The sequence below is a fragment of the Legionella brunensis genome (genome assembly GCF_001467025.1).
Lineage (GTDB): Bacteria > Pseudomonadota > Gammaproteobacteria > Legionellales > Legionellaceae > Tatlockia > Tatlockia brunensis.
This window is the reverse complement of record NZ_LNXV01000008.1, coordinates 191,158-215,605: the sequence shown is the minus strand read 5'-3', so window position 1 is coordinate 215,605 and position 24,448 is coordinate 191,158. Positions and strand designations below refer to the sequence as shown.

Sequence of the window (24,448 nt, the reverse complement as noted above, 5' to 3'; positions counted from 1 at the left end):
GAATGACTTCTGATAAACAAGCAAAGTTAATGAAAATTGGAGCCCTCATATTAGTATTTTTTCTTCTCATCTACCTTATTACTCATTTCAAAACAAAAAGTACTACCTCAGAGTTGCCTCCTCCTGTTGTGATCGTTAAAAAACCTCAACTGCTCGAGATGGCTGACTACATTACCCAAACAGGGAATACTGTTGCCTATAATTCAGTAGACTTAGTTGCACGTGTTGAAGGTTATCTCAATGCCGTAGAATTTACCGACGGAACTTTTGTCAAAAAAGGTCAATCATTGTTTGTCATAGAGCCTGAACCTTACCTGGAAAAACTACTGGAAGCCGAGGCGCAAGTAGCAGTTGCAAAAGCTGCCAGCACTTATGCTCAAGCTGAATATGCACGCCAAAAGCAAATGTATAAGGAAAACGCAACCTCTTTAAAAAATGTTGAAAAATGGTTAGCTAAAACTGAAGAATCAAAAGCAGAAGTGGCTAAAGAAATAGCCAATGCCAAGGTAGCTGCAATTAATTACAGCTATACTCATGTTGTTGCCCCCTTTGATGGGCGAATTGGCCGCCACTTGGTTGACCCAGGAAACTTAGTTGGTAATGGTAAGGCTACCGAACTTGCTACCATTGAGCAAATTGATCCTATCTATGTTTATTTCAATCTAAATGAACTTGATTTAATAAAAATTCGTGAAGCAGCAAAGGCTCGAGGATTTAAACCAACTGATATTAACAAGATTCCTGTTTTTGTCGGTATGCAAAATGAATCTGGGTTTCCCCACGAAGGTAAACTTGATTTCGTCAATACAGGCCTTAATGCATCAACAGGAACCATGGAGTTTCGCGCACTATTATCCAATAAAGGCCATCCTTTATTGCCAGGTTTATTCGTACAAGTCCGAATTCCTATAACCAAAGCCTCGCCAAAACTCACGGTACCAGATACGGCGGTACAATATGATCAAATTGGCCCCTACTTACTGACGGTGAACAAAGATAATTACGTTGAAGTAAAACGAGTGACCTTAGGAAGCCTAGAGCAAAATAAACGAGCGATCCTTAAGGGGATTGATGCGCAAGATAACATTATTGTTGATGGCCTGCAGAATGCAACTCCCGGTAATCAAGTTGCCCCCAAAATGCAAGTAGAGACCCCTCCTCAAAAAGTCTCTTTAAAGAGTAATGAGAAAAAGAAATGATTTCTAAATTTTTTATTGAACGACCGGTCTTAGCCAATGTCATTGCCTTGTTACTTGTATTTCTTGGCATGATTGCCATAGGTACTTTACCGGTTTCACAATATCCAGCCATTGTACCACCAACAATTCAAGTAACTACCAATTACCCTGGTGCTGATGCAAAAACCTTAATCAATACTGTGGCACTTCCTATTGAACAACAAGTCAATGGCGTGGAAAACATGCTTTACATGCAATCCACCTCTACCAATAGTGGCAATTATACTTTGATTGTGACTTTTGCCATTGGTACAGATCTTAATTTCGCCCAAGTGTTGGTTCAAAATCGTGTGCAAGCAGCCATGGCACAATTGCCAGAGGCAGTACAGCAGCAAGGTGTAGTTGTACAGCAAAAATCCACCGCTATTTTACAATTTATTACACTAACTTCTGAACATGGCGAATATGATGGTTTATTTCTTGACAGCTATGCCGCCATTAACATGCAAAATGAATTGGCTCGTTTGCCAGGCGTTGGCAATGTGATTATCTTTGGCTCTGGAACTTATGCTATGCGGGTATGGCTTGACCCAAGAAAAATGAGGGCCTTTTCTTTAACTCCACGAGATGTACTGAATGCTATTAGTAGTCAGAACAAAGACGTCTCCGCAGGACAAATTTCCTCCCCCCCAACCATAGGCAAACAAGCTTATCAATTTACAGTCAATGTACCAGGCCAAATAGCCGATCCCAATGAATTTGCCAATATCATTGTTAAAAGCTCAGGCACACAGCCTGATGAAAATGCCGACGCCAGCAGCAGTGCCCAGATTGTGCGAATTGGTGATGTAGGCCGAGTGGAGCTGGGGTCTTCAAGCTATAGCCAGCTCGCAAAGCTTAACGGCAAACCAACCGCCGCCATTGGCATATTTCAACTTCCCGGAGCCAATGCCCTAGAAGTAGCCCAAGAAGTGCGTAAAACCGTGGCCAAGATGGCAAAAAAATTTCCACCGGGACTAAAGTACTCTATTCCCTTTGACACGACTATCTTCGTAAAGGCTTCTGTTAATGAGGTTTATAAAACACTTTTTGAAGCAGGCATTTTAGTATTGTTGGTTATTATCGTTTTTCTCCAGAATTTTCGTGCTACATTAGTACCAGCGACTACGGTGCCAGTAACAATCATTGGCACCTTCTTTGCGATGTTCCTGCTAAATTATTCTATCAACTTGCTAACCTTATTTGCCCTGGTATTAGCCATTGGGATTGTGGTTGATGATGCTATTGTTATTGTGGAGGGCGTGACGCAGCATATTGAACGTGGCAAACCACCTAAAGAAGCCGCAATTCAAACCATGCAGGAGTTATTTGGCCCTATTCTTGGCATCACCTTAGTGCTCATGGCAGTATTCGTGCCGGCAGGATTTATGCCGGGCCTAACAGGAGCGATGTATGCCCAATTTGCGTTAGTTATTGCAGCAACTGCCTTTATTAGTGCAATTAATGCCATGACACTAAAGCCCACACAATGTGCTTTATGGCTAAAACCTATTGATCCGAACAAGCCCAAAAACATTTTTTTTCGCACCTTTGATCAGCTCTACAATCCTTTGGAGGCCAAATATGTAGGCTTCATTGACCGTCTCGTACATCACAGCGGTCGTACCTGTATCATTGGCGCTATCTTGGTGGCTATTGCTATTTTTGGCCTAACGCGTATTCCAACGGGCTTTATTCCCCTTGAAGACCAAGGCTACTTGATTTTAAACGTCCTCCTTCCAGATGGTGCAACTTTAGACCGAACAGAAGCGGTCTTAGACGAGCTAAGTACAAAAGTTGCCAAGATAGGGGGCATTGAGAATGTGATTGCCATTGATGGAATTTCACTGCTGGACAATAACGCCAGCCTGGCCAACGCGGGCGTCTTGTATGTGATGTTCAAAGACTGGAGTGTCCGTGGAAAAGATGAAGACTTAAGAGCGCTTTATACCAAGCTTAATGACATTGCCTCTAAAACACTTAACGCTAAAGTCCTGGTGGTAGTACCTCCGCCAATCCAAGGATTAGGTTTATCGGGCGGTTTTCAAATGCAAGTTGAATTGCAAGACGGGACTTTTGACTATACTAAGTTGCAAAAAGTTACTGATCAGTTGATTGCTCATGGAACTCAACAACCAGCATTGCAAAAACTGATGACCTCATTTCGTGCCTCTGTGCCACAAGTTTTAGCACCTTTCGATCGTACCAAAGTCGAGTCATTAGGTGTTGGTATAGGTGATGCTTTTGATACTCTGCAAACCTATCTTGGCTCCTCCTACGTTAACCTATTCACTAAATTTGGCCAAGTATTTCAAGTTTATGTTCAGGCTGACGCCTCATCGCGGATGAGCATCGAGGACGTGCGCAATTATTATGTGAAAAATAAACAAGGCGAGATGGTTCCGCTCGGAACGCTTACCGATATTACCCAAGACTTAGGCCCTGCTCTTATTTCTCTTTATAATTTATATCCCTCAAGTAGTATTAACGGGATAGCTGCAACAGGTTTTAGTTCAGGGCAGGCAATTCAATCACTTGAAGATTTAGCTCATAATCTTTTACCTGCAGGCTTATCTTTTGAATGGACAAGTACCGCTTATCAGGAAAAAGTAGCGGGTAATATGAGCTATTTCATTTTTCTTTTATCCCTTGTTTTAGTTTATATGATCTTAGCGGGTCAATATGAAAATTGGCTTACACCGGCAGCAGTTATTTTTAGTGTGCCATTAACATTAATGGGCACAGTAATAGCCTTATCTAGCTTAGGATTAGACAATAACATGTATACTCAGATAGGTTTGTTACTTTTAATTGCCTTGGCTGCCAAAAATGCTATTTTGATTGTTGAAGTAGCACGCGAGCAACGGTTAATTCATAATAAACCTATTCTGGAAGCCGCCGTACTCGGTGCAAAAACGCGTTTTCGCCCTATTTTGATGACCTCTTTTGCATTTATCATGGGTGTTATGCCATTGGTATTTGCCACTGGAGCTGGGGCAAATGCTCGACGCTCTATTGGTATTGCTGTATGTAGTGGGATGTTGGCCTCTACTTGTCTGGCAGTAGTATTCGTTCCCGTTTTTTATGTATTATTGCAAAGTTGGCAAGAAAAAAGGCACGCGAAAAAGCAAGAGGCACATACCGTAACAAACAATCCTCTAGAGCAATAAAGCATCCTTTAGAGGGATACCCTAAAGCAAAAAAGTCTAATGGAAGCCTGAATTTATGCCATCCAAAAGTATTGATATCCTAATTATCGGCGGCGGCATAGGAGGGTTGACAACAGCAATTGCCTGCCATCAAGTTGGTTTTTCAACTCTAATTCTTGAGCGCTCTCCTCACTTCTCAGAGATTGGCGCCGGTATTTGGATTCCTCCCAATGCCATGCAAATATTTAAAATGCTCAATATTTCTGAAGGATTCTCTGAGCTAGGTTACCCCATCAAGAAAATTAAATTAGCCACCACCCACTCAGGCAAGCTAAAAGAAATGAGCTTTAGACGCTATAAATTTAATATCCTTGCTATTCATCGTGCCAAACTCCAAGAGTTCTTAGCCCAGCATATTCAAGAAAACAGTATCCTTTTTGATACTAATATTTCTGGTATTCACCAAAACGATGCTGAAGTGACCGTACAGCTGACTACGGGAGAAATACTTAAGACAAAAATTTTAGTGGGGGCTGATGGCTTACATTCGCAAGTCCGACATGTAATGTCACACGAAAATGGGATTCGCTATTCCGGTTCAACCAGTTTTCGTGGTATTGCAAAACTAGACACTAATACGAATAACATGGGTAACACCAGTTATGAAATTTGGGCTCCTGGATGTCGACTTGGCTTTTCTCTAATAAGTGCCCAAGAAGTCTACTGGTATCTTACTTTTGCAACTAGGCCACAAAATTATTTCTCACAGGAAGAAATTTTTTCATTAGCTTTATCTCTTGTTAGAAAACACTTTCCCCAACATATTAATATTATCCATTGCACAAAGCCGCAGCATATTATTCAGACCGACATCTCTGATCTCAAACCCCTAAAACATTGGAGTAAAAATCGAATTGGCTTACTAGGCGATGCGGCTCATGCAACCAGACCCAACCTTGGGCAAGGAGCAGGACAAGCCATTGAAGATGCCATGGCACTTTCGCTTTCTTTAAAAAAACATGGCCTGGAAGCCAAAGCCTTGGAAGCATACCATGCCATCCGCTACAAAAAGACACGATTTATCGTAAATCAAGCAAGATTTTTAGGAAAAATGTGCCATTGGAGTTTGCCTGTACTACAATCAATTAGAGATTTTGCAATACGTAATACACCTAAATTTATAGAGCAGAAGATGATGGATAAAATTTATAGGCCCGTGATTGAGTAAAACTGATTCCAACTTAATAAAAGTAAGGCCCCTATAATTGCAATGACTGTTAATACAATTAAGGACAATTTCGAGGTGAATAACGCTGCGACAAAACCCAGTTAGCCAAACAACCTTCCGTGCTCTTTTTCTTCAGACACATCAGCAATAGCACTTTGAGCAACTACAGTATTACTCTCACTCAACTGTAAAAAACTGTAGACATTGGCCTCTAAAGCAACATTTGCCAAGCCTCTATTATAAACACATCCTACCAAGGGTCCTTACTATGGAAGAGGAGTGTGGCCATCCTGTGATACCTTCTCCTCGTTTATCCAATGTGATGTTCTAATGCTAAACTCCATTTCATCAAAATCAAGTGGTGCTTTCTTTTCATGTCGCATATAACAGGGGGCAGCGTTCTGTGTTAAGATCGAAAAAGTTCTCAGTGGAGTTGCATAAATTTGCGAATAGACATCATGAGGATAGATAAGCGCAGTATATTTAAGTGCCAAAGGTCCATAACTTCGAACAAGATAAGACTCAATGGATTTAATTCCATAAAGTTTGGTAGGCCCGAAAGAATAGAGCTCAGGGGATTCGTTCCATTCCTCTGCAGTGAAATAATCGTCTCTTGATAAATTGTACATCCTATCTTCACCATAACTAATGACATCTTTATTTCCCTTTTTTCTCCAGGTGCCAGGGAAAATATCAATGAATGGTTTACCAATACCCTCTAAAGGTGAGCCGGCCATACCTTTTGGACTATCTGCATAAAAAGTTTGCCAACCACCAGTCCATGACTGATTTTTAATAGAAATGCCCGTTTCTTCAGTAAAAGTGCCGTCATCGACTAATGCTTTAAACACCTCTATGCTATCAGGGTGAAGCATCAAATCAATGTCATCATCATTACGAATAATACCACCCTCTCTTTTAGCGCCAAGGGCTGTACCACAACAGATCCTATAATCAATGTTATGCTTGATAAAAAACTTATGAAGTAAATCTGCCATTGAATATAAATGTGCGGCTTCTCTCTTATCTAAAAAACTTATTGAAGAATCAACAGGGTTAGTCAAGAAAGATTTTGCTGCAAGCTCAGGTGAATACCACGCCACAAAAATACCTAGCACAACTCCTGTAAACTGCCGCAAGTATTCCACAGTATCGACAAGTAATGATTGTGTATTGCCTATCGCAAATTCACCTATTCGTATAGATTCTATAATTGTGTCGATTATACGACATATATCTGATAGTAATTTGGATACAAGACTCAAAGCGCAAGAAATAGGGATACCTGAAGCGACCAAACGTGATAGTAATGGATTATTGATACCATTAATAAGGTTGTAATATTTGTAACTGCTTTCCTTTCCAAAGATCTCAATCTCAGGATATCGTTTGAAGGTATTTAAAATTTTCCGAGATGTGCCTACGTCATCGTTTGTGAAACTTGGAATGCTTGATGATTCTTCCGATATTACATTGTTTGTTCGCATATATACATCCAACTCTACCAATTAACTATTAATTAGATTCTATCTACCCGCTGCGGCATAAGAATTGCAACGCAGAGTGGCCAATATTTACCCCATTAAAGTTTTTATTTTACAGGATGGGGTATATTCTAACAAAAATTCAGGTTAAACTTCAATCTAATCGTAGTTTTAATGAGCGATTTAAGGTCTCTATATCTGCCTCCTATATATCTATATCAAAATTCTGATTACGTCTCACGACGGCCTGACAGAATCAATCCCTACTTTTTTGAAGTAATGATTACAGGATAGACTCTTTGGAATCATTTAAATCAAAGACAGGATGCAATAAAACTAATACTTAATTAATAACTCAAGCTACTCTCTGGTATTGGATACAATTTAGCTTTTTTACTTTTCAATTTCCTAGAACCTCGCACCGATTTCATGAGTGCCACCTCTGTATCAAATACCATGTTAATGGACGTATGGAAGGTAGATTGCCGTATAGCTTGAATTTTTTGGCAATCTGCACTTTTTGGGCTATAAAATTTAATGCAACTATTAAAAATGTGGTCATTATGTTTTTAACACAGCAAAAAATATTTAAAAATTTTTGGTATCCTGTGATTCCGTTAAGCCATTTAAAAAATGGTCCTAAGTCGTTTACTTTACTTGGTGAGCCATTAGTTTTATGGTTAGATGAGAAAGGGGCTCCTTGTGCAGCTCAAGATCGTTGCGCTCATCGCTCAGCCCAATTATCAAGAGGATGGGTATGTGATGGTAATATTGTTTGTCCTTATCATGCATGGACTTACAATAAACTAGGAAAGTGCGTACAGACTTTTCAAGGCGGGCATGCCTCTAATACCTACCAAATTATTATTTATAAAGCACAAGAAAAATACGGTTATGTATGGGTCTGTTTAGGAGTCCCAATTCGCAACATTCCGCAATTTTCCGAAGCAGAAAGCCCTAAATACCGCTTAATAGAGTGTTTTTATGAAACATGGAATACCATGAGTCTAAGAGTTGTAGAAAATGAATTAGATATGGCTCATTTTGCTGTGGTACATCGCGGAACTTTCGGTAATCCCTATATGCCACTTCCTCTTACAATGGAAATAATTGATATTGATAACTACAGTATACGTGTACGTGCTGAAATAAGCGTGAGTGTACCTGAACAACAACAAAAAAACACCCACGTTCTACTTAAAACCCCAGAAGAAAAGTCCTCAAGAATGATGGATATCATTTGGCTTATGCCTTTCACTATCAAGCTTTCCATAACTTATCCTAGTGGATTAAACCATGTGATTATTAATCATCCTACCCCAATTGATGATAACCACATACAAGTCGTGCAATTTTGCTTTCGTAACGACAGTGAACAGGAAACTCCTAGCGCTGAATTAATTAAATTTGAGCGCAAAATTCTAGACGAGGATCGTTTTATTTTAGAAAGCACTGATTGTAATTATCCCCTATTTGGGGAATATAATGAAGCACATATGCCTAGTGATAAGGCAATCATGATTGTACGTAAAAAATTAAGATCTCTTATTGAAAACTATAATAATGAAAATTTATAACAACCAAGTCATTGAACGTCTCCTAAGCGTTATGGAAGACCACATAATTCCACTTACCCAACAAGGGATAAAGTTAGGTAATAAAATATTTGGTGCGGCTATTTTAAAAAAGGCAGATTTATCTTTGGTTATTGCAGAAACCAATAATGAAATTGAAAACCCTCTATGGCATGGTGAAATCCATACTTTAAAAAAATTTTATGAATTACCAAAAAATTTACGCCTACCACCAGAAGATTGTATTTTTTTTTCAACCCATGAACCTTGCTCACTTTGTCTTTCTGCTATTACTTGGGCAGGATATGATAATTTTTATTATTTTTTTCGCTATGAAGAGACTCAGGATGAATTTGGTATTCCCCATGACTTAAATATCCTTGCAGAAGTATTTCAATGTAAAAACGGTGAATATGTTGCCCGGAATAAATATTGGAATAGCTATTATTTACTAGACTTGATTAGCCAATGCGAATCACCACTAAAAGAACATTTTTTGGCTAAGGTAGCAACACTTAGGGAAATATATGCTGCACTTTCTGCAATTTATCAACATAATAAGAAAGACAATGATATTCCATTAAGTTAAAACTGCGATTTTTTAATTTCGTTTAGCATCGTCAACTTAATTATGAGAATCTGACTAGTCAGATTTTGAGGTCTCCTGATGTTAAGTTAATCGCCCCAAAAATATCACTAAATATAAAGGCAATACGGCGATTAACGGGCTTTGTTCTTTCAACGGCAATGTACTAGATTCCTTCCAAATAGCTTACGTCCATGTTTCTAATTAAACTACTTTTTAGAGTTTATCATTATCTTATTTTTTGATTTACATTTAATGATCAAAATGGTTAGAATTAGACCTCCAAATTCTCTTGTAAATAGAAATGCTATGTTTTTTGATGATACTTATTTAAGTTATAAAGCGCGAATTAGTTATTCCCTGCTTAGCTCTAAAGATTTTAATGAAACCGCAGCTTTCATGAAGAAAACCCGAATTTTGATGACCAGTACTGAATTAGCTGCTTATATTATAAAACCAGAAAATTATAAATACGCCTTTGTTGCTAGAATTATGAATAATATTGTGGGTATTCTTTTATTCACTGATCTTGATACTGAAGTTTTCATTAATCATCTCTACGTGAGTCCTACTCATCGTTTTAAAGGTATTGGCTCAAGTTTAATTAAAGAATTAAAAGCCTTTATGCCGCAAAAAACACTATCCTATATAGACACCAGTAATAATTACATGCCGTGGATGGATACACTAGATACTTCAAAGAAGGCGGAGGTAATGAATCGGTTGGGTTCATTTTATAAATAACACAGGGAACCCCAGAACCATCTTTTTTCCTTAACAGCCTCAATGACTTTGAGCAAAGCTCTCTATAACGGCTTGATTCCATTGTTGAGGCTGCTCCAAGTTAGATAAATGGCCAGCATTGGTAAGTATTACTAATTGACTATTTTTGGCCAATGCATGCATATTCAAACTTTGTTGAGAAGGAATAACTGTATCTTTATCGCTTGTTATTATCAGTATGGGTAGTGCTGTCGCGGTTAATGAATCGGATGTAGAATTTCGCATAGCCATGCCACGTAAAGCAGAAGCAATCGCTGTTGATTCGCCAAATCCCCATAAGTCTAAGGTAATCACACGACATACTGCTTAAGCGCTTCTTGCTGAGGTGTCCACAATCACTTATCGGTTGGGAAGGCGTCAATTAGCACAAGGGGCTTGCCTTTGCCCACATCCGTATAAGCAATAAATTTATTAGGGGAATAAAGTGAAGCCGCTAAGGCAAAAGGCATTCTCTCTCAACAAATAAAATGAAACAACCAATACCATTAAAAATGGTGTTCGGCAAAATTTTCTATCCACTCGCTTCTCCTTCAATTACTGATAAAAATCCCTTGCTGATAAAGTCTCCTTTAAACCCTTGTTAATTCTTCATTTCAGTATTAAATGAAAATCTTTTATTATATCCGTTGGAGAATAACCTTCTCGATAAGAAAAAGTTTCACAGACATGCGATACAATGATCAAAGAAGCATCGGCTCGCTTTTGAAGCACCCATGTATGGGTTAAATCTGCGATCAATTGCTGACTATAGGCCGCAGGAGATTGCCAGGTTCTAGCATACCAAACACCTTTGGTTTCAACGATAATTTGATCACCCTGTTGTTGACTACGCTGTAACTCACAATCAAATGTTTGATCAAAATAGATAAGCTTACCTATTTGATGATCAGCAAACCCCGCAATGCCTTTGAAAAATATGTCACTTCCTTGCAGGCGAATCTCAAAACTCTCAATATCAATGAGCTCCGTAAAAGCAGATATGGGTGCACGCGAAGCGTTGAGATAATTAAATTTTTCAATAATTTTAAACGCTTCTTTTTCATTAATTGTTGCTTTAGTCATTGCCCCCCCCTTATTTTATCAAATGGCCCCTGCGTATAACATTGCCTTAAGATTGATTTGTTATAGTACATCTATTGTTAGACAGCTTGCATAAGTTTTGCAAAATAAAATATTGGAAATAGTATGCCAAACTACCCCAAAGAAAATGAAAAACTAGATTTAAAGGATTATAAACAGATTAAGGTTCTGACTAATGGAAAAACAAATCAAGTTTGTCTATGGCAACACAAAAAGCATCCTGAACTAAAAATTGTAGTGAAAACTCCTTACGGTGACACTGCAAATATCATTAAGCATAATCTTAAATCCATTAATGCGTTTTTCGGTGGCGGCAGTGCTTGGGAAGTTAAAGGGCAAGAATCTTTTGCTATGAAATATTTTGAAGGGCAACCACTTACGGATCAAGAAGTCGAAACGATGCCCCGTACCATCTTAAAAAAGGGTGTCCTTTTTACGCTATTAGACCCCAATAAAGATAATTATTTGAAATTACCCTCAGGACAAATCATTCCTATTGACCATGATTACATGATACTTCATGACGGAAGCGAGCTACTAGGGTATCAAGAACTATACTTAGATCACAGACAAGGCTTTGCAGAAAGGGTTGGCGACTGCACACCAGAAGAAGGGGCGCAATATGTATTAGACTCCTATCCTTACGCCTATGATTATTTATTTGGTAAATGGGGTCATAAAAATATTTCTATTCCTAAACCTCCTGAAAACCTGGTTCCCCTCAAAGATAACGAACCCGCTCCAAGTATTGATCCAGCTGCTGCTATGAGATTTAATCAACAATTGGATAATTTACTTGAAATGGGCGCTAAACTTGCTGGTAGGGGTCATGTAAAAGCAGCCAAAGAAGCGTTCAAGCTGTATGAGCGTCTAAATACCGGTTTCAAAGAATACTCTCTCAATCCCATGGCAACCAAAGCTTTTAGAGATGTCTGTGATGAAGCCATGAGAGTGGCTCGTATAGAATTAGAGCGACATCGTGGATGGAAAGAAATTCTAGGGAACCTTGGTCTAGCCATTGCAGGGCTTGGGATTGGATATGTTGTTGCTGGTGTGGCTAATCTAGTAAAGACGAGTGGGAAACATTTCTTTTTCTCATTCAACACTGACTCTGCTAATAAGCTTAATGATTTGCACGATACTATCAAGCAAATGGCACCAGCTGCTTAATGGAAGAACTTTATGGGGTGCTCTTTAGCGACATAAAAGACATTTTATGCCCTTTATGTCGAATTACTTATTTATTATTTTCGGATTGCGACTGATTGCTTTTTCTATTTTTATTCTTCCATTCCAAATCAATCGACCCAACTTCTAAGGCATCTAACTTCTCATCAACAGCAACTCGATTATCGAATACAAAACAGGTCCCCTCCCATAAAGACTCGTCAGAAGGCATGGTTTCTAAATAATTCAAAATCCCTCCATTGAGTTGATAGACCTGCTCAAAGCCCATTTTCTTTAGGTACGCCGTTGATTTTTCGCAACGAATACCGCCTGTGCAAAACATCGCAATTTTCTTATCTTTATGTTCGCTTAGATTTTTTTCTACATATTCAGGAAAATCGCGAAAATTTTCAGTTTTGGGATTAATAGCTCGCTTGAAAGTACCGAGTTTAACTTCGTAATCGTTTCTCGTATCGATAACCAATACATTGGGATCGGCAATAAGGGCATTCCACTCCTGTGGATTAACATGAGTCCCATGAATTGCATTAGGGTCAATCCCCTCAATACCGAGAGTTACGATCTCTTTACGTAATTTAACCTTAGACTTATCAAAAGGATTATGCCCGCTATAGCTAATTTTAAAGGTTAAATCGCTTAAACCTGCATATTCCTGCAGATGGTTCATAAAAAAGGATAAGTTCTCCGACTCACCACAAACTGTGCCATTGATACCTTCAGAAGCAAGTATAATTGTTCCCTTGATTTCTTTTTGTTTCATCAGGGCTAACAAGGGCTCTTTCATTAACTCAAAATCGGGAAAGGGGGTAAATTTGTAAAAAGCAGCGACTACATATCTCATTTTCTTACCTAAACAAACTTATAGTTTTAATAAATAAAGATTTTTAGTTCGGAGCTTGCCATGTTGGCCGGATATTCGATGCTAAAGATATCTTTATTAGGACATTCAGCATCAATTTTATCATATTTTCTCCCAAGCCTGCTAATTTATTGGTTTTGTTACTAATTTGAAACACCACACTACCCTATTTAGTAAGGCTTGAGTGATGCTACTGGCATTTTTACCTTAGGATTTCCATATTTTTGCTCAAGCATTTCCACATTATTTCTCAGTGCTCGCTTATTATCCGATAGAAATTTTTGCGTGACCTTGTTGTCTAATGAGGCGGTGAATAAAGCATTAGTATTTTTTGACTCAGTCGGCTCAATTGCACATAACTCGTTAATTTTAGTCAATAAAACATGATAGACTGAGCATTGATTTCGCTTGCCGTAATTAATAGTATCCGCCAACTCAGCATACTTGAATGCTAAATATTGCTGCATTTGTGCATGAAAATAGATAATGCCAATTAAGTTATTATTGTTTTTTTTGAGAAATTGTTTATAAAGGCCACTTGCCTGCGCGAGCAATTTATTAATTTCTGACTGCAATTCTTTTGCTCCAGGTTCAATATGAGGAGTTAGAAAAAAGGATTGGAAATTTTTTACATGTTGGTCATAGCCAAATTTAACCTGATTTTGAATTCGGGCGAGTGTTGCAATGGAAAACTCTTTCATCCTCTCATCTTTAATACTTGCTTGATTTAACCAATACCTCGATAAAATCGCTTCCACACGCAGTAACGCTCGCTGCTCAGGGATTTCAGCTGCAAGCATTTGTCGATAAATAGAGGTTAATTTTGCTAAATCTTTAGGCGGTTTTTTGCCAAAGATATTCTTCATGAGTGAAACAATATCGATTACCATCTTGGCAGCAGGCGTATATTCAACAAATTTATCTATTTTTGGATTGAGTGGCATTAAGTAGTCAAAATCTTTTATGCTGCGTAATGTGCCTGCCGGCTTTATATAATCTTTAGGGAAAGAGGAGGAGATGCTTTGGTTTCTCAAATCCAACCGTACTTCCCATTGTATTTTTTGGCGCCCCCAGAGCGTCATAAATAATTCGGTAAACTCATCTTCTCTTAAAGCATAAGCAGTGCCCTGCAAATCTTTTTGTACCTCTTTTAAAATACCAATAATTACTGACGAAGGTGCCGTCATTATTATTTTATACCCTGTTTCCAAACCTCTTAAGTAATAGGGATCGCCCTTGAGTTGCTCATGCAACATGCCATTAAAGCGTGCTGAACCCACAATTCGTATAAATGATGGGTGTGAAACTACTGGTATTGAGCGATTTGCTTTTACTAATTCCGCATAATCATCAATATTGATGTTATTTGTTAAGAGATTTGCTTCTGCCGGATCTATTTTATAAATGGTATCATCTTCTGCAATTAAGATATTTGCAAAGCTTGGGCCTGAAGCATCCAAATCCATAATAAAATCGGCAACAGCAAATAATTTTCCAAGCTGTTCTTTGATTTGGGGAGAAAGGGAAACCGCACTGGCTCCTTGCAACCGCTCTTCAAGTGTCGTGTATTTAAGAGCAGGCATTTGGGTAAAAAGGCTTACCTTTTTTTTACCCTTAATTTGCTCTTCAACTATACAGGCTCTTGGCGTAGCAACCTGAAATCCATAAAATTTATAGGCAATAATCTCATTAAGGATTTTTTTCCTTCTTTCCTCATCATTGGTTGCAATATTGGCCGGCTCAATCCTCCGATGATTCTTCTTGGTTCGAATTGTTTTACGGGCCCAAAATGCTATTACGTTTGGGGTTTTCATAGGTTATCTTCGAATATTTTGGATAAGCTACTCCATGCAATGGAGATTTCTTTGTTAAGAGTCGCAGCAAATTTACTCATTTCGATTATTTTTCAAATAATTAAAAATGCTCGACTTTAGCATAAAGTGTTTGTTTTTAAAATAAATTAATCGATAATCTAGCATATCCAGTCCTTGTAAATCGCACGACCTGGCCTAGTTTCTGGAATATTAATTAGACTTTGTGTATATTTTGATCAATAGGGTTTGTTTTTTAGTTTCTTTCCCTTGTTTTAACCTTGCACTTAAGGAAGGTCATTATGTCAGAAAAGCAACAACGCACCGCTGCCAGTATGCGGGAAAAAATGCTCAATCGCTACGGCGATGGTCTCCACCACAAACACGATAAAAATCATCACCTCTACCGAAAACACTGCAGATCTCATCCAGCTCACATAAATGGACACACTCCCGAAGAGGACGAAAACACGTCTACAGGACTTATTCGTGCTTTTAAATTAAGAAAAATGCGTAAACGACTGGATAAAGGGCGAATCCATTGATAAAGTAATGGAATCCTCCAGGTTAGCCACTTCCTGGTTTGGAGCAGCACGCAGTGGTCTGAGTGCTTTTTCTCGGACCACGACTTAAGTTTTCCATACAATATGCACTTTAATTGAGACGTGTGGCTAAAGCTTTGCAACCCTTTAGCGTCTCCTCGCCTACAAAATCAATAAAATGACGAACTGCAGGAATTAATCCACGTCTTGAAGGGTAAATCAAATATAAACTGGCGGTTGACAAGGACCAATCGGGCAAAATGCGCGATAATTTAGACTCCTTGATTTCTTGCTGACAGAATTCTTGGGGTAATAATGCTACCCCTAAATCAGCAAGTGCCGCTTGTTTTAATATCGTCCAATCGTTACTCTCCAGAAGTGGTGTCACAGGGACACTAATTTCCTGGCCATTGACATGAGTAAGCAGTAGCTGACTAATACCTTCCAAACGGCTTTTACCTAACCAAGAAAAATTGGCTAATTCAGTAGGGAAGTTAATTGCAGGATATCGTTGCAAATAAGCGGGGCTTGCGACTAAGAAATGGACACTTTCTCCCAACTTGCGAACAATTAAATTGGAATCACTCAAACTGGTGGTTTGAAAGCGCAATGCAACATCAAAGCCCTCCTCAATTAGATCAACCTTGCGATCAGTAGCCTCAAGATAAACTCGCACCTCCGGATATCTCAGCATAAAATTAATAATTATTTTATTGAAATCAGATTGTGTAAATAAAGCTGGGCAAGTAACGCGAATACGCCCCTTAGGCTTTGCTTGTGCCTGCACAGCTGCTTCATGAGCAAAACTTGCCTCACTTATCATCGCTTTACTATGTTCATAAACCAATTGTCCCACATCCGTAAGACTCAATTTACGTGTAGAACGGTTAAGCAGACGAACACCTAAATGATTCTCCAGTTCGCTAATACGGCGACTTAATTTTGATTTTGTGATTTCTAACCCTTGACTTGCCTTAGTAAAACTTCCTTGTTCGACAACCAAGCAAAAAAAGTACAAATTATTTAAATCAGGCAACAATTCATTAAAACGCATAAGAGCAATTGAAAAAGTTTATTGTATCCAATTATAGAACAATATTTTCCAAAAACGCTATTCAATCAATTATTGTTTTATACATATGCTTAATTGGAATATACATTTTGGGAGAATTCAATGAAATTGTTAGCGATTGATGCCAGCATCCTTGGTGAACACTCTGTCTCACGCCAATTAATGCAACATTTTCTTAAACACTGGCAACAAAAGTATCCGAAATCAGAAACGGTTTATCGTGACTTAGATGCACAACCTATCTCTCATTTGTCTCAAGAAATTTTAAATGCCAAACAAAAATCAACTCAGGAATTACCTTTAACATTACAACAGGAATTAACATTATCTGAAACTTTAATCAATGAACTCTTGGCTGCCGAGGAAATTGTTATTGGGGCGCCCATGTATAATTTCAGTATACCTACGTCCTTGAAAGCCTGGATTGATCGGGTTGTCGCTGCAGGGCGTACCTTTAGATACACTGACCAAGGAGTATTTGGTCTTGCTACAGGCAAAAAATTAAACATTATTTCCACACGTGGTAACCACTATACCAATAGCGCCTCCATGCAAGCGATGGATCATCAGGAAAGTTACCTAAAAACAATCTTTAATTTTATAGGGATTACTGAAATAAAAATCATTCGTGCTGAAGGATTGCATCTTGGAGAATCCATAAGAAAAAAAGCAATAGCTGCGGCTGAACAAAAAGTCAGAGAATTATTACTTAAAGATTCTAAAAAATGGGAAACAGAAAGTCACATGCAACCTAGTTACAGTTAAAACTAAACCTCTTGTCATTAAATAATACAGCTAAAAATAGGTATATACTCTAAATACAACTCATGTAAATTCGGGGTTGACTATGTATAAGCTCATTGAAATTGAAGGGATTGGTGAGAGGTATGCTGCGATGCTTCTAGAAAAAGCTGGCATCGAAAATCTAAAGCAATTATTAGAAGCCTGTGGCCATCGCCATGACCGGGAATCCCTAGCGTTAGAAACGGGAATTAGCTCCACGCTGCTCTTAAAATGGACTAACCGCGCCGATCTGGCTCGTATCAAAGGAGTAGCCGAAGAATACGCTGATTTACTGGAGTGCTGTGGGGTAGATTCCGTTCCTGAACTAGCCCAGCGTAAAGCAAGTCATCTATATCATTCATTGCAGGAAAAAAATGAACAACGCAAGTTAGTGCGAAAATTGCCCGGTTTGACACAAATAGAATCCTGGATAAAACAGGCCAAAAATTTACCTCGAGCAGTATTTCATTAGGCTCATCCGATATAAGTCTTAAGCATGCAGACTTATATCGGCTCGTTTCTTCACTATATAACCCTTGATTTTGCTATGGCTGATATGTCTGTTAGCTCTCTCTTGGGTAATATTGGTTCAGCCGGGGTTGGAGGAGCTATCTTAACTGCCATCGTCGGAATGATAAAAAAATCCGTATCCAAAGCATAGAGCATCTCGAATCCTTTGTTGATAACGCCCTTTATATGCTAAAGGGCAATTTCTTCTTTGAATATCTAATTTGTAGATTTTCACCCATTAAGCGTTGCTTTATCGGTTAAAAGATAATACTTAAATAATTTAACGACACGGAAAACCCCGCTGGTGTTACGGGCAATGTTAATGACTTTAGTCGCTTGATCGGTTGGAACATCCCCCATTAAATAAACAATACGATCGGAAGTTACAATCTTAAATACATTCGGATCAATGGTCGAGTCTGCAAAGATTTTGCTTCGTATTTTGGCGGTAATCCAACTATCTTGCATTGTATTACCCGGACGATTATCGACATCCAGTTGATTAAACAAACGACGATAGCCCTCTATTTTCGAAACACGCTGTATTGCCGCCTCTCGTAACTCAATTGTCGGGACATGACCTGCAAGTAAAATATCACCATTAAAAACAGCCACATCAATAGCACAGTTTTTTTGCTCAAGCAGCCTGTCTGCATAATATAGCTCATGGTGCACATTTGCAGAAAGCTCATAGTCATTTACTTTTTTGTAAACATTATGTCTATCATACACAAGCATTGCACCAGTCCATACGTTACTGATGCAACCTGTTAAAAGACCACTACTTAAGAGAAGAGCAAATACAACATTCCTTTGCTTTTTCATACTACCTTATGTCGCCTAAACGATATATTGAAAAACTTTTACAACTTTTTGCACGCCGTTAACCTGCCTTGCGACGCTCACGGCTAAATTTGCTTGTTCATGTGTAACGATACCCATTAAGTAGACTACGCCATTTTCCGTAACAATACGAATCGAACCGGATTCCAAACCTTTTTTCGTGAGCATCAAACTCCTTACTTGACTTGTAATCCAGGTATCTTTCGTCCGTTGCGACAGCGGAATAGGAAAATCAACGGTTACTTCGTCATAAACACGGCGGACATTGGGAGTATTCTGTGCAATTTTTTCCGCCATGACTCGTAAAGAAGCAGTTGGTGTTTGTCCGACCAACAAGACAACCTGATTAAAGCTGCTGACCAAAATACGGGAATCTTGAAACCCTGGATCGGTGACTATAGCTTTATGAATCAGATGAAATATGCGTGTATCACTTTCAATCATGGTGAAGCTTCGCCTGTCATAAACAACAAGACCTGCAGCAGCCCCTGCCACTACAGCGGCAACACAACCAGTCAATAACGCACTGATAAGCAAAAAAATAATTGCACGAATTTTCATGGTTACCCCAACATTTGACCAAATAAAGATTGATCTATTAAATCGCAAAAACAATGTAAAATGAATAAATGCATTTCGCGAATGCGCGCAGCTGTATCGGCTTGAACTCTGAGCTCAATATCCTCAGGACCCAAATGGTTGGCTAACAATCCACCGTCCCGACCGCTCAAAGCAATAGTATCCATCCCTCTATCATTGGCAGCATTGACCGCGTGTAGAAGATTATCGGCATTACCGGAGGTAGACAGAATAATGAGTACATCCCCCTCTTGCCCAAGGGCATGAATCTGACGAGCAAAAACCTGGTCATAGCGACTATCATTGGCAACAGACGTTAAACAGGAAACGTCTGTGGTTAAAGCAATGACCGGTAAAGAAGGGCGCTCAACTTCATAATGATTAATCATTGCTGAAGAAAAATGCAAACAATTCGCGGCGGACCCTCCATTGCCACATAAGAGAATTTTGCCATCATTTAGCAGGCAATTAACCAGACGCACCCCTGCTTTAGCAATTAATGCAGATAAGCCATCGGCAACTGCAATTTGTGCCTCAATGCTTATGCCAAATAGCTGTCTGATTCTATCTTCCATTTGTATCATCTTTTTTCCAACTTAATTTAGGGTCCATTTACAATCTACTATCTTGGCCAAAAAGCTAGCAGATTGTAAAAAGACCCTAGTAGTAACTTTTCACTAACCATCTGAAATTGCAGTGACTAGCTACTTTGCGTTTTAAAAATCAAGTCCAAATGCATTCTTCATCCAATTGACTTGTAGAGCATCTCCTTCGAAACTTAAAACATCAAAGCGAACAGGCTGTTTTTCTGTTAATTTATTGACTAACAAATAATGAGAGGCCGTCTTGATTATTTTTTGCTGCTTTCTATAAGTAACGCTTGCAGCTGCTCCGCCAAATGAGTTTGAAGAACGCGCTCGTACCTCCACAAATATCAAATAACTTCCTTCGCGCATAATTAAATCAATTTCGCCAAAACGACAATGATAATTACTCGCAACCCAGCTTAATCCCTGGGCGATTAAATAAGCTTGTGCTCGCAGCTCAGCCGCTAATCCTATACTTTTGGACATTATCTCCTTCCTTTACTGCGAGCTGTCTTCGACGACATAATTTTGCCATTCCTAGCCTATCTAGGAATGGCAAAATTATTTTTTACGTATTTGCAGTCATTGCTACGGCAACACCACCTTTAAATTGTCCCCAAACTGGAATGCGAGCAACTTGCTGGGAACGATTCAAATAAAGGACGCCACTTTTATCGTGAATACCCATCGCAGGGAATAGCATTAATTGATTTAATTGTGTCGCCAAAGCATAGCTATCCATACCTAAGGCATAAAGCCGGTTATAACTATTTAGTTGCTCCGGCCAATTTCTGCTTCCCATTTGATGCTCAAAAATCCAGGGCATATCGCAGAAAATAATGCCATCTAAATCTTTATCTTTCATTGCATTGGTGCTGCCGCTATACACCGTCGAGGTTGCATAAACTGGAACATTGCCAGCAAAATAATATTTAAGTAAGGGCATGATTTGGCGAGCCTTCGAAGGATAGGCTAACAAAAATATCATATCAAAATCCTGACGACGGCTAGGCGTGGCCTGAATATTTTGTCCTAACAACTGCTTGATTTGCTTCTCTCGTCCCTGACTTTCAGTAACACGCAATAAAGCACGGATGGCAATATTGAGATCGCTATTATTGGCATAACTAAGTTTATCTGCCACCGAACCACCTGCAGAACGCCACTGTGCTGTGAACGCAGAGACAATCTCATCTCCCCAAGGTCCTGCAGGAGCAATAATTAAAGCACGTTTATGACCACTTTTACTTGCCTTGACAGCAACTTGTCTTGCTTCATTACTAGGAGATAAACCAAATCGATACGCATTGGAACTTAACTCCGTTTCCATATCATTCAACAATAATGTCGGTACGGGATGCTCCATTGCCGCCACACTAGCAACCTCCGTTTTACTTAGAGGGCCAACGACATAATCTGCACCATCATTTAAAGCTTGTTGATATAGTTCTGAAACATTCCCTTTGGCGGTGTCATAAAGACGAATATCTGCACGACCGCCAGAATTATTAGCAGCTGCCATAAATCCATCACGGACAGCCCCTCCAGGACCGGCCAAGGGGCCACTTAGTGGTAGCAATAAAGCCATTTGTCGCGGAGAACGGTTTAAGTAAGGCTTAACCGCGGAAAGCGGCGAAGGCAAAATGCGATTAGCAGGATGCGAAGGATATTGGCCTTGCCATTCTTCAACTTGAGTCAAAACGGCAGCACTATTACCTGAACTCTGTCTGGCGATTAATGCTAACTTCATCCACCCCTGCATATCTGAACCCTCTTTAGCTTCAACAGCAAGTGTATTAAGCTCAGCGACCGGTAGTTTAGTTAATGTTAGCCACAAAATTTTACTATTATTGCCTCGGCCCGCCTCATCAGGAATTAATCGTTCTAATTTAATACGCTCAGTTACTGATTCGGTAGCATTTCCAACTGACTCATAGGCGCCAGCTAAAATCTCGTGATATTGAACTTGATAAAAAACAGGCAAGCTGTTAATGTCACGCACTCCCGAAAGTTTGGCAATCGCGGCTTTTGGCTGCTCGCGAATGACATCAGTTTTGGCAAGCAAGATATTTTTTTCAGAAGATTGTACAGGAGATAAGTCATTGCTAGTCTGCGACAGGGTATCAAGCCCTTCTCGCCATTGACCATCGTAAATTTGTCGCCCAGCAGCCATGATTAACAGATTCTGCTGCTCTTCGCCACCCTGATTTTTTGCCAAGGCAAGATAAGCTGATGCCGGCATACTATAAGGGTTAGTGACTTGCTGATTCACTCGCGGGGGTTGTGCTTGATTTTCAGCAACTTTCGTACATTGTGAAAGCAATAATGCTGCAACAAACAATGAAATTATTTTTAGTGACTTTGCTAACATGAGGATAGGTCCTAAACGCAGGAACGCAATAGGATAAACTATGGTAAAAAGTTCAGCAACCATTCATGGTACTCTTTATGTCGTTGCCACCCCCATTGGTAATCGCGATGATATTAGTTTAAGAGCACTTAACACCTTAAAAGCTGTGGATACTATCTTGGCAGAAGATACTCGCCACTCCCTGCAATTACTCAATACCTTAGGCATTCAAAAGCCTCTACACTCCCTACACGCCCACAATGAAGCCGAAAAAAGTCAACAAATCATTGATGCTTTAAAAGAGGGGCGTTCATTTGCTTTAATCAGTGATGCAGGCACACCATTAATTAGCGACCCAGGCTTTCCTTTAGTCCGGTTAGCACGTGAAGAAGAAATCCCAGTAGTGCCAATTCCTGGTCCTTGTGCCCTCATTACAGCACTCAGTGCAGCCGGTGTTCCTTGTGACAGTTTTACCTTTGGCGGCTTCTTACCTGCCAAACAGATGGCAAGAAAAAATAAACTGACTGCACTTTCCCATAGCGAACATACCTTGATCTTCTACGAATCAACACACCGTATAAATGAATGTATCGATGACATTATTGCTGTTTATGGTGCACATTATGAATTTGTTCTTGCTAAAGAGCTGACAAAAGCCTTCGAGCGTTTTCTAAATGGTTCCGGTAGTACCATAAGAGCATGGTTACAAGAGGATGCTGCCCACAGCAAAGGAGAATTTGTTCTCATTCTGCCACCTAAGCCACAAGAAACCAGTCATTTGCAGGAAGAAGAGGTCTTAACTATTTTATTGAAGGAACTACCTCTTAAGCAGGCAGTAAAATTGACTGCCTTATTAACTAAAGGCCATAAAAATGAACTTTATAAACTTGCTTTAGCGCTACAAGGAAAAAATTAAGCTTTTAGTCAAGCTCACCCATCCGGCCTTGAAATACAACCATATTTCTTTACCTTATTTTTATTGGCCAGACTGCATTGCTCTTTTTAACAGAGCAATGGTTAAAAATTTCTCAAAGCCACTCTTGCACTAAGCCTCCTCTCGCGCTTATGCTCTTAGTCAACTATATTGTATATAGAGATGGGGAATAGCATGTCTTTCTTTAAGAAGTTAAGTTTTTTATTCCTTTATTTGATAGCTCCATTACCACTAATCGGTTTTTGGGCAGGTGGATTTTACAATTTCATGACGGTGGCGATTCTCTTTGCCGGAATACCCTTAGTAGATTATTTAATCACTGACTCCCACAATCCCACACCGGCTCAAGAAAATAAATTACTACAAGATCGCTTTTTTACAGCGCTCACCCTATTTTATGTTCCTGTGCAAATGCTCTTGTTGTTAAGTAGTATCATTATCATTACTCATTACTCCTTAGCCTGGTATGAATGGCTAGGTCTTACTCTTTCAGTTGGCTTAATTACAGGTGGAGGCGGCATTAACCTGGCTCATGAATTAATGCATAAAAATACTTCTTTGCAACAAACTATGAGCAAACTTCTTTTGGCGACTGTTTGCTATGGGCATTTTTTTATCGAACATGTCCGAGGACATCACGTCAAAGTAGCAACGCCTGAAGACCCAGCCTCTGCCCGTTTTGGAGAAAACCTTTATCAGTTTTTACCACGCAGCATCGTTGGTTCCTTTAAATCAGCCTGTCGTTTAGAAAAAAAGCGTTTAGTCCAAAAAGACTATTCACTTTGGAGTTATCATAATCAATTTTGGTGGATCATTGGGATCCCCATTCTTATCGCCTTAGCCTGTTTTTTTTATGGCGGACTACCAGCGACTTTATTCTTTCTGGGGCAATCTATTGTCGCGTTCATTCTTTTAGAGATTGTTAATTACATTGAACACTATGGGCTTGAACGCAACCTATTGTCTAATGGCCATTATGAGCGCGTATCACCCCGCCATGCCTGGAATGCCCATCATTGGCTAAGTAATATTTTGCTTTTCCATCTACAACGACATTCTGACCATCATGCCCATGGCGCCCGTCCTTATCAGATTTTAAGACATCTGGAAGAAAGCCCCCAGCTACCTTCTGGTTATCTTGGCATGATGCTTTTAGCATTGATACCTCCACTTTGGTATGCAGTAATGAATAAAAGGGTCATGGCTTATAGAAAACAAAATTTAGTAAGTTCTACATAGCAAATTTCTTATTCCCTTGCACAAGTAGAATTTTGTCATATGTAGCCCTA

General features: G+C 39.3%; 24 protein-coding genes. 13 read left to right on the top strand and 11 right to left on the bottom strand.

Going from position 1 to position 24,448, the window contains the following annotated elements; genetic code table 11:
- The first annotated feature begins 2 nt into the window (after positions 1-2).
- The 3 genes from Lbru_RS06110 to Lbru_RS06100 are packed head-to-tail and all read left to right on the top strand — an operon-like array spanning position 3 to position 5,594.
- Positions 3-1,199, top strand: coding sequence for an efflux RND transporter periplasmic adaptor subunit (locus tag Lbru_RS06110; RefSeq protein WP_065235428.1), 1,197 nt, complete (start codon positions 3-5; stop codon positions 1,197-1,199).
- Entirely contained in the window at positions 1,196-4,387 is a 3,192-nt protein-coding gene (locus tag Lbru_RS06105; RefSeq protein WP_058441292.1) for an efflux RND transporter permease subunit, read from the top strand. The genes Lbru_RS06110 and Lbru_RS06105 overlap by 4 nt, the downstream gene beginning before the upstream one ends.
- Before the next feature lie 55 nt (positions 4,388-4,442).
- Positions 4,443-5,594, top strand: coding sequence for an FAD-dependent monooxygenase (locus tag Lbru_RS06100; protein WP_058441291.1), 1,152 nt, complete (start codon positions 4,443-4,445; stop codon positions 5,592-5,594).
- A gap of 266 nt (positions 5,595-5,860) precedes the next feature.
- Here the strand turns inward: Lbru_RS06100 and Lbru_RS06095 are convergent, their stop codons facing one another.
- Entirely contained in the window at positions 5,861-7,081 is a 1,221-nt protein-coding gene (locus Lbru_RS06095) for a LicD family protein (protein WP_058441290.1), read from the bottom strand.
- A 560-nt stretch (positions 7,082-7,641) separates the two neighbouring features.
- Here Lbru_RS06095 and Lbru_RS06090 point away from each other — a divergent pair.
- The 3 genes from Lbru_RS06090 to Lbru_RS06080 all read left to right on the top strand — a co-directional run bounded on the left by Lbru_RS06090 (position 7,642) and on the right by Lbru_RS06080 (position 9,982).
- Positions 7,642-8,655, top strand: a complete 1,014-nt coding sequence (locus Lbru_RS06090) for an aromatic ring-hydroxylating dioxygenase subunit alpha (protein WP_065235435.1) — start codon at positions 7,642-7,644, stop codon at positions 8,653-8,655.
- Positions 8,642-9,241, top strand: a complete 600-nt coding sequence (locus Lbru_RS06085; protein ID WP_058441288.1) for a deaminase — start codon at positions 8,642-8,644, stop codon at positions 9,239-9,241. The genes Lbru_RS06090 and Lbru_RS06085 overlap by 14 nt, the downstream gene beginning before the upstream one ends.
- 306 nt (positions 9,242-9,547) lie before the next feature.
- Positions 9,548-9,982 (top strand): GNAT family N-acetyltransferase, encoded by a 435-nt coding sequence (locus Lbru_RS06080; RefSeq protein ID WP_058441287.1) that lies wholly within the window; start codon positions 9,548-9,550, stop codon positions 9,980-9,982.
- A 39-nt stretch (positions 9,983-10,021) separates the two neighbouring features.
- On the opposite strand, the gene Lbru_RS06075 is transcribed toward Lbru_RS06080, so the two are convergent.
- On the bottom strand, positions 10,022-10,315 hold the full coding sequence (locus Lbru_RS06075; protein ID WP_058441286.1) for an alpha/beta fold hydrolase: 294 nt from the start codon (positions 10,313-10,315) through the stop codon (positions 10,022-10,024).
- Positions 10,316-10,609: 294 nt separating this feature from the next.
- Positions 10,610-11,083, bottom strand: coding sequence for a hypothetical protein (locus tag Lbru_RS06070; protein WP_058441285.1), 474 nt, complete (start codon positions 11,081-11,083; stop codon positions 10,610-10,612).
- 123 nt (positions 11,084-11,206) lie between these two features.
- Here Lbru_RS06070 and Lbru_RS06065 point away from each other — a divergent pair, with 123 nt between their 5' ends.
- Positions 11,207-12,271 (top strand): hypothetical protein, encoded by a 1,065-nt coding sequence (locus Lbru_RS06065; RefSeq protein ID WP_058441284.1) that lies wholly within the window; start codon positions 11,207-11,209, stop codon positions 12,269-12,271.
- A 67-nt stretch (positions 12,272-12,338) separates the two neighbouring features.
- Here Lbru_RS06065 and trhO read toward each other — a convergent pair whose 3' ends face one another.
- Positions 12,339-13,130 carry an oxygen-dependent tRNA uridine(34) hydroxylase TrhO gene (gene trhO, locus Lbru_RS06060; RefSeq protein WP_058441283.1) on the bottom strand — a complete coding sequence of 264 codons (792 nt, stop codon included), beginning with the start codon at positions 13,128-13,130 and terminating at the stop codon, positions 12,339-12,341.
- Positions 13,131-13,318: 188 nt separating this feature from the next.
- Positions 13,319-14,962 carry a hypothetical protein gene (locus Lbru_RS06055; RefSeq protein ID WP_058441282.1) on the bottom strand — a complete coding sequence of 548 codons (1,644 nt, stop codon included), beginning with the start codon at positions 14,960-14,962 and terminating at the stop codon, positions 13,319-13,321.
- Between the two features lie 299 nt (positions 14,963-15,261).
- Between Lbru_RS06055 and Lbru_RS06050 the strand changes: the two genes are divergently transcribed.
- Positions 15,262-15,504: a hypothetical protein gene (locus Lbru_RS06050; protein WP_058441281.1), complete on the top strand. Its 243-nt coding sequence runs from the start codon at positions 15,262-15,264 to the stop codon at positions 15,502-15,504.
- 109 nt (positions 15,505-15,613) lie between these two features.
- On the opposite strand, the gene Lbru_RS06045 is transcribed toward Lbru_RS06050, so the two are convergent.
- Positions 15,614-16,555, bottom strand: coding sequence for a LysR substrate-binding domain-containing protein (locus tag Lbru_RS06045; RefSeq protein ID WP_131793493.1), 942 nt, complete (start codon positions 16,553-16,555; stop codon positions 15,614-15,616).
- A 120-nt stretch (positions 16,556-16,675) separates the two neighbouring features.
- Here Lbru_RS06045 and Lbru_RS06040 point away from each other — a divergent pair, with 120 nt between their 5' ends.
- From Lbru_RS06040 to Lbru_RS17125, 3 genes are all read left to right on the top strand, one after another.
- The gene (locus Lbru_RS06040; RefSeq protein WP_058441280.1) at positions 16,676-17,338 is read left to right on the top strand and encodes an FMN-dependent NADH-azoreductase; all 663 of its coding nucleotides are present in this window, start codon (positions 16,676-16,678) and stop codon (positions 17,336-17,338) included.
- Between the two features lie 82 nt (positions 17,339-17,420).
- Entirely contained in the window at positions 17,421-17,828 is a 408-nt protein-coding gene (locus tag Lbru_RS06035; RefSeq protein ID WP_058441279.1) for a DUF4332 domain-containing protein, read from the top strand.
- A gap of 24 nt (positions 17,829-17,852) precedes the next feature.
- Positions 17,853-18,017, top strand: coding sequence for a hypothetical protein (locus Lbru_RS17125; RefSeq protein WP_157061492.1), 165 nt, complete (start codon positions 17,853-17,855; stop codon positions 18,015-18,017).
- A gap of 80 nt (positions 18,018-18,097) precedes the next feature.
- Here Lbru_RS17125 and Lbru_RS06030 read toward each other — a convergent pair whose 3' ends face one another.
- From Lbru_RS06030 to Lbru_RS06010, 5 genes are all read right to left on the bottom strand, one after another.
- Positions 18,098-18,691 (bottom strand): BON domain-containing protein, encoded by a 594-nt coding sequence (locus Lbru_RS06030; RefSeq protein WP_058441278.1) that lies wholly within the window; start codon positions 18,689-18,691, stop codon positions 18,098-18,100.
- A gap of 15 nt (positions 18,692-18,706) precedes the next feature.
- Positions 18,707-19,270 carry a BON domain-containing protein gene (locus tag Lbru_RS06025; protein ID WP_058441277.1) on the bottom strand — a complete coding sequence of 188 codons (564 nt, stop codon included), beginning with the start codon at positions 19,268-19,270 and terminating at the stop codon, positions 18,707-18,709.
- A 2-nt stretch (positions 19,271-19,272) separates the two neighbouring features.
- Positions 19,273-19,872 (bottom strand): D-sedoheptulose-7-phosphate isomerase, encoded by a 600-nt coding sequence (locus Lbru_RS06020; protein ID WP_058441276.1) that lies wholly within the window; start codon positions 19,870-19,872, stop codon positions 19,273-19,275.
- 132 nt (positions 19,873-20,004) lie between these two features.
- Positions 20,005-20,361 (bottom strand): YraN family protein, encoded by a 357-nt coding sequence (locus tag Lbru_RS06015; protein WP_058441275.1) that lies wholly within the window; start codon positions 20,359-20,361, stop codon positions 20,005-20,007.
- A gap of 82 nt (positions 20,362-20,443) precedes the next feature.
- On the bottom strand, positions 20,444-22,309 hold the full coding sequence (locus Lbru_RS06010; RefSeq protein ID WP_238583830.1) for a penicillin-binding protein activator: 1,866 nt from the start codon (positions 22,307-22,309) through the stop codon (positions 20,444-20,446).
- Between Lbru_RS06010 and rsmI the strand changes: the two genes are divergently transcribed.
- Positions 22,287-23,141 carry a 16S rRNA (cytidine(1402)-2'-O)-methyltransferase gene (rsmI, locus tag Lbru_RS06005; protein WP_058441274.1) on the top strand — a complete coding sequence of 285 codons (855 nt, stop codon included), beginning with the start codon at positions 22,287-22,289 and terminating at the stop codon, positions 23,139-23,141. The genes Lbru_RS06010 and rsmI overlap by 23 nt on opposite strands.
- Positions 23,142-23,333: 192 nt before the next feature.
- The gene (locus tag Lbru_RS06000) at positions 23,334-24,398 is read left to right on the top strand and encodes an alkane 1-monooxygenase (protein WP_058441273.1); all 1,065 of its coding nucleotides are present in this window, start codon (positions 23,334-23,336) and stop codon (positions 24,396-24,398) included.
- Positions 24,399-24,448: the final 50 nt, after the last annotated feature.

What these genes read in the sequence shown, in the direction of transcription:
- Lbru_RS06055 (WP_058441282.1), bottom strand. Translation starts at nt 14,962, where the DNA reads ATGAAAACCCCAAACGTAATAGCATTTTGGGCCCGTAAAACAATTCGA.
- rsmI (WP_058441274.1), top strand. Translation starts at nt 22,287, where the DNA reads ATGGTAAAAAGTTCAGCAACCATTCATGGTACTCTTTATGTCGTTGCC.
- Lbru_RS06040 (WP_058441280.1), top strand. Translation starts at nt 16,676, where the DNA reads ATGAAATTGTTAGCGATTGATGCCAGCATCCTTGGTGAACACTCTGTC.
- Lbru_RS06035 (WP_058441279.1), top strand. Translation starts at nt 17,421, where the DNA reads ATGTATAAGCTCATTGAAATTGAAGGGATTGGTGAGAGGTATGCTGCG.
- Lbru_RS06095 (WP_058441290.1), bottom strand. Translation starts at nt 7,081, where the DNA reads ATGCGAACAAACAATGTAATATCGGAAGAATCATCAAGCATTCCAAGT.
- Lbru_RS06110 (WP_065235428.1), top strand. Translation starts at nt 3, where the DNA reads ATGACTTCTGATAAACAAGCAAAGTTAATGAAAATTGGAGCCCTCATA.
- Lbru_RS06000 (WP_058441273.1), top strand. Translation starts at nt 23,334, where the DNA reads ATGTCTTTCTTTAAGAAGTTAAGTTTTTTATTCCTTTATTTGATAGCT.
- Lbru_RS06090 (WP_065235435.1), top strand. Translation starts at nt 7,642, where the DNA reads ATGTTTTTAACACAGCAAAAAATATTTAAAAATTTTTGGTATCCTGTG.
- Lbru_RS06105 (WP_058441292.1), top strand. Translation starts at nt 1,196, where the DNA reads ATGATTTCTAAATTTTTTATTGAACGACCGGTCTTAGCCAATGTCATT.
- Lbru_RS06100 (WP_058441291.1), top strand. Translation starts at nt 4,443, where the DNA reads ATGCCATCCAAAAGTATTGATATCCTAATTATCGGCGGCGGCATAGGA.
- Lbru_RS06085 (WP_058441288.1), top strand. Translation starts at nt 8,642, where the DNA reads ATGAAAATTTATAACAACCAAGTCATTGAACGTCTCCTAAGCGTTATG.
- Lbru_RS06065 (WP_058441284.1), top strand. Translation starts at nt 11,207, where the DNA reads ATGCCAAACTACCCCAAAGAAAATGAAAAACTAGATTTAAAGGATTAT.
- Lbru_RS06070 (WP_058441285.1), bottom strand. Translation starts at nt 11,083, where the DNA reads ATGACTAAAGCAACAATTAATGAAAAAGAAGCGTTTAAAATTATTGAA.
- Lbru_RS06080 (WP_058441287.1), top strand. Translation starts at nt 9,548, where the DNA reads ATGTTTTTTGATGATACTTATTTAAGTTATAAAGCGCGAATTAGTTAT.
- Lbru_RS06010 (WP_238583830.1), bottom strand. Translation starts at nt 22,309, where the DNA reads ATGGTTGCTGAACTTTTTACCATAGTTTATCCTATTGCGTTCCTGCGT.
- Lbru_RS06015 (WP_058441275.1), bottom strand. Translation starts at nt 20,361, where the DNA reads ATGTCCAAAAGTATAGGATTAGCGGCTGAGCTGCGAGCACAAGCTTAT.
- Lbru_RS06030 (WP_058441278.1), bottom strand. Translation starts at nt 18,691, where the DNA reads ATGAAAAAGCAAAGGAATGTTGTATTTGCTCTTCTCTTAAGTAGTGGT.
- Lbru_RS17125 (WP_157061492.1), top strand. Translation starts at nt 17,853, where the DNA reads ATGCAGACTTATATCGGCTCGTTTCTTCACTATATAACCCTTGATTTT.
- Lbru_RS06045 (WP_131793493.1), bottom strand. Translation starts at nt 16,555, where the DNA reads ATGCGTTTTAATGAATTGTTGCCTGATTTAAATAATTTGTACTTTTTT.
- trhO (WP_058441283.1), bottom strand. Translation starts at nt 13,130, where the DNA reads ATGAGATATGTAGTCGCTGCTTTTTACAAATTTACCCCCTTTCCCGAT.
- Lbru_RS06020 (WP_058441276.1), bottom strand. Translation starts at nt 19,872, where the DNA reads ATGATACAAATGGAAGATAGAATCAGACAGCTATTTGGCATAAGCATT.
- Lbru_RS06050 (WP_058441281.1), top strand. Translation starts at nt 15,262, where the DNA reads ATGTCAGAAAAGCAACAACGCACCGCTGCCAGTATGCGGGAAAAAATG.
- Lbru_RS06025 (WP_058441277.1), bottom strand. Translation starts at nt 19,270, where the DNA reads ATGAAAATTCGTGCAATTATTTTTTTGCTTATCAGTGCGTTATTGACT.